Source organism: Thiocystis violacea, assembly GCF_016583565.1.
In the GTDB taxonomy this organism is placed as follows: domain Bacteria; phylum Pseudomonadota; class Gammaproteobacteria; order Chromatiales; family Chromatiaceae; genus Thiorhodococcus; species Thiorhodococcus violaceus_A.
The window spans coordinates 1-11,199 of the sequence record NZ_NRRF01000104.1; the positions used below are offsets into that span (position 1 = coordinate 1).

Annotated in this window: 10 protein-coding genes; 4 read left to right on the plus strand and 6 right to left on the minus strand. The window is 65.9% G+C overall.

Annotation, left to right across the window (positions count from 1 at the left end; translation table 11 throughout):
• From CKO23_RS22485 to CKO23_RS22495, 3 genes are all read right to left on the minus strand, one after another.
• Positions 1–1,520, minus strand: a 1,520-nt coding sequence (locus CKO23_RS22485; protein WP_200335330.1) for a gamma-glutamyltransferase family protein, incomplete at its 3' end; no start/stop codon positions are given.
• Positions 1,521–1,560: 40 nt separating this feature from the next.
• Positions 1,561–2,604, minus strand: a complete 1,044-nt coding sequence (locus CKO23_RS22490) for a PilZ domain-containing protein (RefSeq protein WP_200335332.1) — start codon at positions 2,602–2,604, stop codon at positions 1,561–1,563.
• 221 nt (positions 2,605–2,825) lie between these two features.
• On the minus strand, positions 2,826–3,788 hold the full coding sequence (locus CKO23_RS22495; RefSeq protein WP_346014667.1) for a hypothetical protein: 963 nt from the start codon (positions 3,786–3,788) through the stop codon (positions 2,826–2,828).
• 113 nt (positions 3,789–3,901) lie between these two features.
• Between CKO23_RS22495 and CKO23_RS22500 the strand changes: the two genes are divergently transcribed.
• From CKO23_RS22500 to CKO23_RS22515, 4 genes are all read left to right on the plus strand, one after another.
• A complete protein-coding gene (locus tag CKO23_RS22500) occupies positions 3,902–4,891 on the plus strand; it encodes a serine/threonine protein kinase (RefSeq protein ID WP_200335339.1) in 990 nt (329 codons plus the stop codon).
• 16 nt (positions 4,892–4,907) lie between these two features.
• Positions 4,908–5,297 carry a YchJ family protein gene (locus tag CKO23_RS22505; protein WP_200335347.1) on the plus strand — a complete coding sequence of 130 codons (390 nt, stop codon included), beginning with the start codon at positions 4,908–4,910 and terminating at the stop codon, positions 5,295–5,297.
• A 108-nt stretch (positions 5,298–5,405) separates the two neighbouring features.
• Entirely contained in the window at positions 5,406–5,702 is a 297-nt protein-coding gene (locus tag CKO23_RS22510; RefSeq protein ID WP_200335349.1) for a DUF4342 domain-containing protein, read from the plus strand.
• Positions 5,703–5,760: 58 nt separating this feature from the next.
• Positions 5,761–5,964 (plus strand): hypothetical protein, encoded by a 204-nt coding sequence (locus CKO23_RS22515; protein WP_200335351.1) that lies wholly within the window; start codon positions 5,761–5,763, stop codon positions 5,962–5,964.
• 380 nt (positions 5,965–6,344) lie between these two features.
• On the opposite strand, the gene CKO23_RS22520 is transcribed toward CKO23_RS22515, so the two are convergent.
• The 3 genes from CKO23_RS22520 to CKO23_RS22530 all read right to left on the minus strand — a co-directional run.
• The gene (locus CKO23_RS22520; RefSeq protein ID WP_200335353.1) at positions 6,345–7,805 is read right to left on the minus strand and encodes a class I SAM-dependent DNA methyltransferase; all 1,461 of its coding nucleotides are present in this window, start codon (positions 7,803–7,805) and stop codon (positions 6,345–6,347) included.
• Positions 7,802–9,736 carry an RNA-binding domain-containing protein gene (locus CKO23_RS22525; protein WP_200335355.1) on the minus strand — a complete coding sequence of 645 codons (1,935 nt, stop codon included), beginning with the start codon at positions 9,734–9,736 and terminating at the stop codon, positions 7,802–7,804. The genes CKO23_RS22520 and CKO23_RS22525 overlap by 4 nt, the downstream gene beginning before the upstream one ends.
• The coding region (locus CKO23_RS22530; RefSeq protein ID WP_200335358.1) for a DUF559 domain-containing protein at positions 9,733–11,199 on the minus strand (1,467 nt) is incomplete at its 5' end. The genes CKO23_RS22530 and CKO23_RS22525, both read right to left, overlap by 4 nt.

The window sequence follows — 11,199 nt, forward strand, 5'->3', positions numbered from 1 at the left end:
CCTCGGCGTGGATCCCCCGCCCCGCCCCCACGCCCATCCGGCTCAAGCATGACGCTGTGGGCGCCGCCAAAAAAGACGCTCGGCCGGTTCCAGAGCTTGATGGCCGGCCAGTGCTCGGCAAGCCGCTGGCGCACAGCCGCATCGATCGGCGGCTCCAGATTGAGCAGGCCCCCTTCGACATGGATGCGCGGCGCCGCGACTGCGGTTTCCAGATCCAGTCCGAAGTCGACCACGTTGATCAGCACCTGCAGAATGGCGCTGCGAATCCGGTTCGAGCCCGAAGAGCCCGTGACCACCCAGCGGCCGTCGGCGAGCGCGAGCAGCGTCGGCGCCATCATGGAGCTGATGCGGGTGTCGGGCGGCCAGCGATGGAATCCATGCGGATTGAGGTCTTCCTCGCCCAGCATGTTGTTGAGCAGGATGCCGGTGCCGGGCAGCACATAACCACAACCCTCCCCGTTGGACAGCGTCAAACTGGCCAGATTGCCCTGTGCGTCCGCAACACTGATCTGCGTCGTCCCGCGGTTGCAAACGGCCGCGCCATCCATGAGGGCCAGGAAGCGCCGCACGACCGCGGGATCCAAGGCCGCCGCCCAATCGGCATGATCGAAGGCGCCGTCGCGGCGCAGCCGCTGGGTCAGCTCCTGCGCCACCGCCAGGGCGTGGATCTGCTCGACGCCGCCGCGCGCCATCCGGCCCAGATCCTGGGTTTCCAGCAAGGCCAAGGTGAAGGCAATGAGACTGCCGCCCTGAGACGGCGGAGGATTGGTGTAGAGGCTGGCACCCCGATAGCGCCGCGCCAGCGCCGCTCGTCGCTCGACGCGATAGGCCGCGAGGTCGTCGACGCTCAGGTGCCCGCCACCTTCGGCGCAGTCCCGCGCCAACTGCCGCGCCCAATCGCCGCGATAGAAGACCTCCGGGCCTTCACGCGCGAGGACATCCAGGGCATCGGCCAGCTCCGGCATGCGCATGCGTGCCCCGACCGGGGCAAGCCGGCCCGGATCATCCGGGTCCGCGAACAACGCCAGGGTCTCGGGGCTCGCCTGCAGGATGGGCGCGATGATGGCGTTGATCGCATGCTGAAAGGGCGTCAGCAGCACGCCCTCGCGGGCCAAACGGCGCGCCGGCGCCATGAGATCGGCGATGGGAAGCCGGCAGAACTGGCGATGGACGGCGAAGAGCCCGGCGATCACACCCGGTGTCGCGATGGAGCCGAAGCCGATGTGGAACTCCTGCTCGGCGTCACCGAAGTCCGCGAGGATGGGCCTGAAGTCGGTGTCCCGCGCAGGGCGCCGACGACGCGGGGTCTGCGCGAAGAAGTCGAAGAGCACGGGAGGCTCACCGGCACGCCGCGCCAGCAGGAAGCCACCACCACCGAGCGAGGCCAGCACGGGCTCAGCGACGCAGGCGGCACAGAGTGCGGCCAGCGCGGCGTCGAAGGCATTGCCACCGGCGCCGAGGGCCTCACCCGCGGCCTCAGCCGTGAGCGGATGACCGGCGGCGACACTCCCGCGCGTCATGCGACCCGACCGAACGCGCCGCGGGCGGGCAGGACGGACATCACCCCGGCCGCCCACCCTTGAGCACAGTGGTCCGCAGGGGCGACACGCCGTAAGCCAGGTCATGCACGTCCTGCAGCAGGGTCAGCTCCTGCCAGACCTCGTCGGGCCAGCCGCCCAGCTGGAAGCGGTCGCCGAGCACCAGGTCGCGAAACAGCGTCTCGAACGTCTGAGCATCGCCCCAGCCTGGCGCCAGATAGTTGAGCACCTCCGGGAAGGCCGCCTCCAGGGCGCTGCGGCGGCTGGGCGAGCGCCTTGAGCGTCCTTCAGGCCCCGACGTCGTAGGGGTTGGCGCGCTCCCCCGCGTGCGCCTGGGGAGCACTTGCGGCTGGATCTGCGGCGTCTCCTGCCCCGTCCTGCCCGGGAGCTGGCCGGCAAGCCGCCGGACCGACTCAAGCGGGTGCTCGAAGCCGAGCGTGACCTCGCACAGCTGCGTCCAATCGACACCAGGGATGACGACAGACTTGGCCTCAAGCACCCTGGCTCGCAGCCGAATGTCGGCCGAATACTCGGTCCCCGTGACGACGCAGCTGATGCTCTGGCCGACCGCGTAGGCGTCGAAGACCGTCAGCGTGAGGCGTCCCTTGGCCACCTGTTCCAACATCTGGCGCAGCTCATCCTGGTCGTTGGCCATGATCTCGAGCTCACGCACCAGGGTGTCGGGGCCGGCGCAATCCCCGGGCCGCGCCGAGGCCCTCAGCGCGGTCAGCCACCTCTCCAGCCGCGCCTGACTGCCGTTGGAGAGGCTGACGAAGCGCATCCCCGAGAGATAGTGACCGTCCAGCAGGGGGCGGGTGCGGAGGATACGCACCTCGGCCCTGACCGGGTCGTCCCGCATCCAATCCAGCTCGATCCGCAACCGCTCGAGATCACCCGGAAGGCATTGCGCCGTGTCCAGCAACAGCCCGCCCCAGGAGAGGTCCTGGCAGCGCACGCTGAGGGGCTCATCCCACCCAGGTGCGCTGAGTCGCGCGGGGATCCGCACCCGAATGCGCGCCTGCGTGCGCCGTTCCTGTGCAATAGCGTCTAGCTGTGATTGGCTCATATCGGGTCCATCCAACCGCGCGCGGGCGGTGCTCGTGTCATCGACTGCAAACTCGGGCTCCAGCTGCGCGTCCCGCGACACTGAAGCTCGCCCTCTTCGACGCAAATGGTAACAGGGGATCAGCCGGGCTTGAGCAGAGATTCTGCGCCCGCCCGCCCCGCGGCCGAGTCAACCGCGACGGCGGATCGCCGACCCCGGGTGGCACCTCGGCTCAGGCGCCATCATGGGTCATCAAAACCCTCGCGGGCGGCGGGATAGACCTCCTCGACAGTGAACGGCTGGGCCGCCTCCGGATCGACGCTGATCCAGAGCCCGCCGACCGAGGGCGAGCCCGGCACCTCCGCGCGCTCGAAGCGGTCGATACGCGCCCCGGTCGCGGGGTCGCGCAGCGGCCGATCGTACCTGAAATGATGGCTATCTCCATGGATGAGGAGCACCCGCCCCGGATAGACGGCCATGAGATCGACGAGCGAACGCAGCGTCGCCGCAAAGCCCTTGCTGGGCTGCGAGCGCTCGAACAGCGGATCGGCGTGAAAGAAGACGACCATGGCGCGGGCGCCCTGCCCCGCGGCCAGCTCGGCCGTGCGCCGCAGCAGCGCCGCGTTGGCGTGATCGCGCGCGTCCATCTCCGCCTGCGCGGCGGCATCGCGCTGGCGAAAACCGTTGTCGCTGCCGACGACGTGAAGGGCAACCATGACCACCCCGTCGCGCGTGAAACTCAGAATCTCCGGGTAGCGGCGGCCCAGGCTCCCCGCCAGTCCGCGCAGACCCTCAAGCCCGTCGAGCCGCAGCACGCCCGCGTCGGCGAAGAACACCTGCCGCAAACGCTCAAGCCGTTGCAGCGGGTCCAGGCCGCCCGCGCACCAACGGTGGCAGTCCGTCCACTCGTTGTCGCCCGGCGTATAGACGACCGGGACCGGCTGGCTCCTGAAGATGTCGGCGATCACCTCCAGGCTCGCGTCCGTGCAGGGGGCGCAGCCGCCCTTGATGTCGCCCAGGTGAACGAGAAAAGGCGACCCCTGCGCGACGGCGGCGTCGAGCAGCCTTCGCAGCTGGCGCTCCTCGCTCTGCGCGTAGGGGAGATCCCCCAGCACGAAGAAGCGCAGCGCCTTGGCATGGGCACCGAGGGGCGAACAGAGGAGGAGCGTGAGCAGCAAAGGCCGCAACGAGATCAGGTTCCGCACGGGACACATCCACGGGAGAAGAGTCAGGCCAGGCCGGCATCATCCTCGACCCCATGGCCGATCACCAAGCGCGGAACCGAGCAAAGCAGATCGAAGCCCGATAGAATCCGATCATGACGACACCAAGCGCGACCCCCTACGCCGACCTGACGCCGGATCTCATCCTCGACGCCGTCGAGAGCATCGGGCTGCTCACGGACGGGCACCTGCTCGCCCTCAACAGCTACGAGAATCGTGTCTACCAGGTCGGCATCGAGGATGCCGGCCCGGTCATCGCCAAGTTCTACCGGCCCAACCGCTGGAGCGACGAGGCGATCCTGGAGGAGCACAGCTTCACGCTCGCCCTCGCGGAGCTTGAGATCCCCGCCATCCCACCGTCCACCATTCAGGGCCGAACGCTGCACGCGCATGCCGGCTACCGCTTCTCGCTGACCCCGCGCCGAGGCGGGCGAGCACCCGAGCTGGAGGACGCCAATGTCCTGGAATGGATTGGCCGCTTCATCGGGCGCATCCATAGCGTCGGAGCCGTGACGCCCTTCCAGCATCGCCCGACCCTCGACATCCAGAGCTTCGGCGTCGCGCCGCGCGATTTCCTGCTCGCCAACGACTGGATCCCCGCCGACTTGCTGCCGGCCTACACCAGCGTCGTCGACCAGGCGCTCGAGGGCGTGCGCGCCTGCTACGCGCGGGCCGGCGACTCCGAGCAGATCCGGCTGCACGGCGACTGTCATCTCGGCAACCTGTTCTGGACCGACGCCGGACCGCACTTCGTCGACTTCGACGATGCCCGCATGGGACCGGCCATCCAGGACATCTGGATGCTGCTGTCGGGCGAGCGCCAGGACATGAGCCGCCAGCTCGCCGACGTGCTGGCCGGCTACGAGGACTTTCGCGAGCTCGATCATCGCGAGCTGCATCTGATCGAGGCGCTGCGCACCCTGCGCATTATCCACCATGCCGGCTGGCTCGCCAGCCGCTGGGAAGACCCCGCCTTTCCCGCCGCCTTCACCTGGTTCGGCACACAACACTACTGGCAGAGCCACATCCTCCAGCTGCGCGAGCAGATCGCCGCGATGGAGGAAGGACCGCTCTGGTCCGCCTGAGAGGAGGACGACGCGGATGCTCGGCGACCCCTGCCCCTGCGGCTCAAGGCTCGGTTACGCGGACTGCTGCGGTCGTTTCATCGCGGGCGATGCGCTGCCCGCAACGGCCGAGGCGCTCATGCGCTCCAGATACGTCGCCTATGCCACCCGCCAGGTCGACTATCTCCGCGCGACCTGGCATCCCTCGACCTGTCCGAAGGACCTGGACCCCGAGCCGTCGATCCGGTGGATAGGTCTCAAGATCCTGTCGACCGAGGCCGGCGCGCCGGCCGACGCCGAGGGCTGGGTCGAGTTCGTCGCCCGTTACAAGATCCAGGGACGCGCCCATCGGCTGCGGGAGCGCAGCCGCTTCCTGCGTGAGAGCGGACGCTGGCTCTACCTCAGTGGCGACCTGAGCCCGGACTGAACACCCCGAGCGACACGCGATTCTGATTCACTCAGCCAGGCAAAACGGGTTAAAGTAGTCGATTCGCTTCGGGCTAGATCTCCTGGATGTTATCTGAGGGACTCGACAATGAGAAACCACCGTGGACGCGACCTGCATGACGACATCAGCGTCACAGGCTGGGCCTTGCTCGACAAGGTCAAAGAGCTCATCCAACAAGGTAATGTCCGCCGCCTGATCGTGCGCCGCCCAAGCGGCAAGGTGCTCGCGGACATCCCGCTCACGGCGGGCGTCGGCGTCGCCGGCGTGCTGACCCTGCTGATGCCCATGCTGGTCGCGCTCGGCGCCATGGCCGCGCTGGTCGCCCAGTTCAGGCTTGAGATCGAGCGCGAGCCAGGCCGTTATCCGGACCAGACCGACGACTGAGGCAGCTCGCCCGGCGTCCCGATCGACACAAAAACCCACACCATCGACGAGAACCGCAATGCAACACGTCAAGAAGACCGCCGACTACAACATCTATCAGAAGAAGTCCGGACGCTACGCCGTCAAGGGCAAGGACAAGAAGTGGATCAACGGTGAGCAGAAGCAGGCCATCCTGGTTGCCGAGGCGCTGATCACCTTGCCGGAGCCCAAAGCCGCGGCCCCCGAGCCGGAGGCAGAGACGGAAGCCGCGGCCGCGGAATAACGCGGCGTCGGGAGGCCGCATCCCGGCAGCCCGATTCCATGGATGGGCACATCCGCCAGACGCAAGCCAGCGAGCGCGGACCTTGCCCATCCGAGCCCCTGCTCAAACAGGCGCAAACCTCCCGTCTCCATTCTCGGCATCCTGACCCGTGTCCGGCGACCGGCGCTCGGGAACGAGCGAGCCGATTTCGCCACCCGTTCGCCCAAGGTGACAGATGCGGAGCCGAGCCTTTGAGCCTTGGTCATCAGTTGGGCCGGTAGGGTGGACGAGCGCGAGCGAAGTCCACCGAATCCCGCGCCGTTGCTGGCGGACTGCGCTGCGCTTATTCACCCTCTCATAACCCAAGCAAATCCATATTTTTAATGGTTTACCCGCCCGCATCAATCCCGTCGCAGCCCAGCGGCCACATCTCGGAATGACGCCAGCGCCGCCTCCAGGTGCTCGATGATCTCTTGCTGCATCACATCCGGTGGCGGCAGATCATCCAGGTTCTCCAGGCTGTCGTCCTTCAGCCAGAAGAGATCCAGGCTGGCCTTGTCGCGCGCCATCAGCTCCTCGTAGCTGTAGTGCTTGAAGCGCTCGGTTTCGCGGCGCTCATGGCGGTTCTCCGGGTTGTAGCAGAGGATGAAATCCTGCAGATCATCCAGCTTCAGGGTTCTCGTCTTCAGCGTGAAGTGCTTGTTGGTGCGCAGGTCGTAGAACCACACCCCCTTGGTGTGAATCCCGCCGTCCTTGGCCCGGGCATCGAAGAAGAGCACGTTGGCCTTCACGCCCTGGGCGTAGAAGATCCCGGTCGGAAGGCGCAGGATGGTGTGGAGGTCGCAGGTCTCCAGCAGCTTGCGGCGGATCTTCTCGCCCGCGCCGCCCTCGAACAGCACGTTATCCGGCAGCACCACGGCCGCCTTACCGTCCACCTTCAACAGACTGACGATGTGCTGCAGGAAGTTGAGCTGCTTGTTCGAGGTGGTCTCCCAGAAGTCCTGCCGCTCGTAGGTCAGGGCCTCCTTGTCCTCCTCACCTTCCTCGTTGGTGATGGTCATGCTGCTCTTCTTGCCGAAGGGCGGATTGGCCAGCACGTAATCCACCCGCCGCCTCGGCTCCGCGATCAGCGCGTCGGATCGCTCGACCGAAGGCTCGCCGTCCAACTCGCCGATGTTGTGCAGGAAGAGGTTCATCAGGCAGAGACGGCGCGTGCCGGGCACGATCTCGTTGCCGTGAAAGGTGCGGTCGCGCAGGAACGCCTTCTGGCGCCTGTCCAGCGTGGCCCCAGGCCGCGTCAGCCAGTTGTAGGCACCCAGGAAGAAACCGCCGGTGCCGCAGGCCGGGTCGGCAATCGTCTTCATCGGCTCGGGGCGCACGCAGGCCACCATGGCCTCGATCAAGGCGCGCGGGGTGAAATACTGGCCCGCGCCGCTCTTGGTGTCTTCCGCGTTCTTCTGCAGCAGACCCTCGTAGAGATCGCCCTTGGTGTCGGCATCCAGGCTGATCCAGTTCTCCGCGTCGATCAGCTGCACCAGGCGCGAGAGCTTCGCCGGGTCCTGGATCTTGTTCTGCGCCTTGAAGAAGATGGCGCCCAGCATGCCCGGCTCCTGCCCCAGCCGATGCAGGGTGACGAGGTAATGCGCCTCCAGCGGCTCACCCACCTTGGACCTGAGACTGGCCCAGTCGTAGCCCTTGGGGATGCGCGTGTCGCGGTTGTAGGGTTCCTGCGCGTACTCGTGCGCCAGCTTCAGGAACAGCAGATAGGTGAGCTGCTCCAGATAGTCGCCGTAGCCCACGCCGTCATCGCGCAGGGTATGGCAGAAATTCCAGACTTTTTGGACGAGGGTGGATGCGTTCATTGCCGGTGCTCATCGACGGGAGAAGGCGAGGCGATATACGCCTGCCGTGGATCGCGGCTGGCAGCATAGGCCGGTTTCAACTGCCCGGCCTCGACCATGGGGCTGAGGGTGCGTTTGAGCAGATCGTCAGCATTTCGCTGCAGCAGGTGGGCGAGCACATGTCGCCCCAGGTAGCGACCGGCGCAGAGTTGTCGCACGACGACTCGAAGGTCTTCTGGCTTGGCGCGGCGAGTCTCGCTGACTGGCCGGGCTTGCTCGGTCAGGATGCCTTGCAGCTCCGTCGGCACCTCCGCCCAGTCCAGATAGGACGATACCTCTGGAGCTTGCCCGGCTAGCTCTGGAGGTATAGCGCCGAACTCTGGAGGTATGGAGCCAAGCTCTGGAGGCACTGTCGCCTGATCGGCGAGGTCAAAGACCGTCGCTAGCATGCCCCGCCGCCACGGCAGGTAATACACCGTGCCGCGCCCGCTCCCTTCCGACACCAAAAGGCCGTCGCGCACCAGGCTTCCCAACAGCTTGGTGAGGTCGGCAGGATGGTCGGCCGACATCTGTTTGAGCCGGTCGTGGCTGATCTGCCCTTCTACTTGCGAGGTGATCAATGCCAGTCGCCCCGTCTCCGGCAGGGCATGGAAACGGCTGCCCAGATGCGCCTCCAGCTCCGTGATCGCCTCCTCCGGCACCAGGCTGCTCATGCGCAGCTCCATCAACGTCTGCTCCGGTTCGGGCAGCTCGTACAGCACGGGGCGGCGCCAATGCCGACCTGCCCAATTCGTGTAGATCTTGGGCAGCCCCGAGCCAGCGTGGTCGCCATAGCCGACCAACTGGAACATGGTCTGCAGCCGACGATTGCGGCAGTCGCTGTTGCCGCCCTGTATCGCCAGCTCCGGAGGAATGCGCATACGGCCCGGGTTGCGAAAGCCGAACATGTCCGGGCGTTTGACCACCAGTACCGAGACCCGGCCCGAGTAGTCTGCATGGATCAGGGTATTGACCAATGCCTCGCGCAGCGCCTCATGCACCGGCGTATCGTCGACCCGCTGGCCCTCCTGCAACTGGAAGGGCACTTTGAGGTCCACCGTCAGCTTCTGGTACACCTTGCGGAAGAAGTCGTAGACATTACCGGACCAGCTTCCGTCCGGCACCAGACGATCGATCCAGCGTTTCTCGGCCTTGGCTTCCGGACGCTCCTGGTAATCGACCATGTAGTGCGGTAATGCATCGCGGATGACCTCGGCCCGGCCGAACATCAGCAATCCGGCCAGGCGCAAACCGCTGTAGCCCTCTTCACGGTTCCTGCCGACCGCGCCGATACGCGCGAGGAATTCAGGCTGGGGGAGATCCGTCCAGACGTGTCCCGGCTTCACCGCCGCAAAGCGGTTGCGATAGGCCGCCACGCTATCCATGTCGAGATCACTGAAGTCGAAACCCTTGAGCACCCGCTCGTCGCGCGAATCCTCAACGCGCTCGGCCAGCAGGCGGCGCACCGTCTCATCGTCCGCCGCGTAATCGCCCTCGTAGCGGCGCAGGTAAGTGCCTCCGAACGGATTGCTGCCCAGGTGGACCGGCTTGACCTGGCGCATTGCGCGCGGCACACGAACCCGCAGCACGGTCTTGCCATCCACCAGGATGGGTGCGATGTCCTGCTCGGCCAGCAGATTGACACTGACCTGCTTGCGGTTGTGCAGGTTGTCCCACAGTGCCTTGCGGACCCGCTCCACATCGGCCAGGCCAAGGGCGTGAAAAGTGCCGCGCGGCTTTTCCCGCACGCCCAACAGAATCACGCCACCATCGGCGTTGGCCATGGCGCTGTAGCTCTTCCAGACATCCTCCGGCAGCTCGCCGCGTCCATCACGTCCCTGGGCGGCCTTGCATTCCAGATCGTAGGCTTCGGCGAGTCCGACCAGATCCAAGCTGTTCCAGGGCTCGGTCATGCCGACTCCCTTGCGTTGCGGCGACGCGGCTTCTTCACCGCGCCCCGTGCTTCGCGCTCGGCGCGGATGCGCTCCAGCAGCACGCTGGCGGGCTCGTCGTTCGGGTCTTGCGGGACCAGTTGGCCTGAGAAGGCGGCGCGGAGGATGTTTTGGCGTTGGGCGGTGGATTGTTTTAGGGCGTGTTCGATGGCTGCGGCCTGCGAGGTAACTGCTCCGTGCTGAGCCTGCAACATCGTCGCAATTGTGACCTGCTCCGATATAGGCGGTAGCGGAACCGGTGTACGTCGCACGTCCTTCTGGTTGATGCTGGCTTGATTGACGGCCCACTTAGCGTCTTTGATGAGCCTCGCCCGCCCAATGTGTGAGCCCAAGTAGAACGAGACGTAGTCCAATGACAGCTCGCTGGAAAGGCGCAGCCGCATCATGTTCGACTCGAACAGCACACCATCCAAGGTGTGTGTGATGCTCAGCGATTTCCCCAGGTGCGTCATGCTGTTGACGCGGTTGATCACCATATCTCCGGGCTGAAGGGCATATAGCGCGGCAGTGGAAGCGTCGGTATCGACCAAATTCAATTCTGAGCGCATGCGATGCCAGCCGATTTGGTAGTCGTCAATGCGAAGAATTGGTGTGCCGCAGCCGTAACGATCTCCTGGCAGATAGAGCCCGTTCTGTGGACCCTCGTCTATGAGCGCGTCCAGACTTGCCCAAACCCACCCCTCCGGCAATTCCGGCAAACCGCTGGTATCCGGCTGCACCGGCTCGGGGTATTTCTTCTGCCAGTCCTTGGGCGGGGTCTTGCCTTTTTCCTTGAACTTGGCCAGTTGCTTGGCTTCCCAGCGGGCGCGGCGCTCGGTGAGGATGCGTTGCAGCAGGTCTGCGCCGTTCTCCCCCTCTCCCCCGGCCCCTCTCCCACCAGGGGAGAGGGGAGCTGGGGCTTCGTCTGCATCAAGAGACAGGGGTGAGGCTTCTCCCGTATCGAGGGCGAGCGGGGAAGTGCTCGGCGTCTCGGCGGTTAGCCCCTCACCCCGCGTAGGAGAGGGGTTGGGGAGAGGGGGCAAGGGCGCATGCAGTGCTCGGTAGATCGTTTCCAGCACGGCCTCTTGCTGACCAGTCCATTCATTGTTCCAGAATCGCAGGACGCGAAAACCCTGCTGCTCCAGCCACTGGGTGCGCGCCGTATCGTAGTCCTTGGCCTCGGCATGCTGGCCGCCGTCGAGTTCGACGATCAGCTTCTTCTCGAAACAGACGAAATCGACGATGTAGCGGCCAAGAGGCTGCTGACGGCGGAACTTAAAGCCCGCGAACCGCTTGGCCCGAAGCTGGCGCCACAACTCAGCCTCGGCGGGTGTTTGCGCACGGCGTAGCTCACGCGCGCGCTGCAGCGTCCAGGTGCTGGGGGGAACAGAGGTTGACGGCGATTCATGGTGGGTTGCCGTGGCGCCCGCCCCCTCTCCCCCGGC

Bases quoted from the DNA above. Each gene is read 5' to 3' on its own strand.
- CKO23_RS22490 (WP_200335332.1), bottom strand. From the start codon at position 2,604: ATGAGCCAATCACAGCTAGACGCTATTGCACAGGAACGGCGCACGCAG.
- CKO23_RS22515 (WP_200335351.1), top strand. From the start codon at position 5,761: ATGCAACACGTCAAGAAGACCGCCGACTACAACATCTATCAGAAGAAG.
- CKO23_RS22505 (WP_200335347.1), top strand. From the start codon at position 4,908: ATGCTCGGCGACCCCTGCCCCTGCGGCTCAAGGCTCGGTTACGCGGAC.
- CKO23_RS22500 (WP_200335339.1), top strand. From the start codon at position 3,902: ATGACGACACCAAGCGCGACCCCCTACGCCGACCTGACGCCGGATCTC.
- CKO23_RS22520 (WP_200335353.1), bottom strand. From the start codon at position 7,805: ATGAACGCATCCACCCTCGTCCAAAAAGTCTGGAATTTCTGCCATACC.
- CKO23_RS22510 (WP_200335349.1), top strand. From the start codon at position 5,406: ATGAGAAACCACCGTGGACGCGACCTGCATGACGACATCAGCGTCACA.
- CKO23_RS22525 (WP_200335355.1), bottom strand. From the start codon at position 9,736: ATGACCGAGCCCTGGAACAGCTTGGATCTGGTCGGACTCGCCGAAGCC.